Genomic DNA, 545 nt, shown 5'->3' with positions numbered 1-545 from the left:
CCTTATTGGTAAAAGTAATTGTCCAATCTCTTTATACCGTACTCACCCCATTTGGGGGAGGAGTCCATACATCTCCTACGGGGTTTTGTTGCTGAGGGTGACTCTGTACTAAACAACCACACAATTCAACTTTACCCTTGCTAACTTGTAACTCGCTAACTCATGTTGGGTTTCGCTCCGCTCTACCCAACCTACCTGGCTGAAAGCTCCAGACGCAAAAAAGCCCGACTCTTTCGAATCGGGCTTTCTTTAATTTGGAGCCTGGCGATGACCTACTTTCACATAGCAGCTGCTACACTATCATCGGCGCTGTTTCGTTTCACTACTGAGTTCGGCATGGGGTCAGGTGGGTCCAAAACGCTATTGTCACCAAGCAAATTTGGTTTTAATTCGCTCTTTTGAGCAAATTAATAAATCTGGAATTCTGATATCAAGTAAATGTCTACTTTAGTGTCTTAACTTCTGTCTGTTACGCTGTCATAAAACGCGTTTGGCGTTGTATGGTTAAGCCTCACGGGTAATTAGTACAGGTTAGCTTAATGGCT

The 545-nt window shown here is 43.9% G+C and carries 1 rRNA gene; it reads right to left on the bottom strand.

The window, feature by feature from the left end:
* Positions 1-259: 259 nt before the first annotated feature.
* Positions 260-374 (bottom strand): 5S ribosomal RNA (gene rrf / locus HUS62_RS22415).
* Positions 375-545 lie beyond the last annotated feature (171 nt).

Source organism: Pseudoalteromonas sp. 0303, from assembly GCF_013349995.1.
In the GTDB taxonomy this organism is placed as follows: domain Bacteria; phylum Pseudomonadota; class Gammaproteobacteria; order Enterobacterales; family Alteromonadaceae; genus Pseudoalteromonas.
This window is presented reverse-complemented; position numbering and strand designations above follow the sequence as displayed.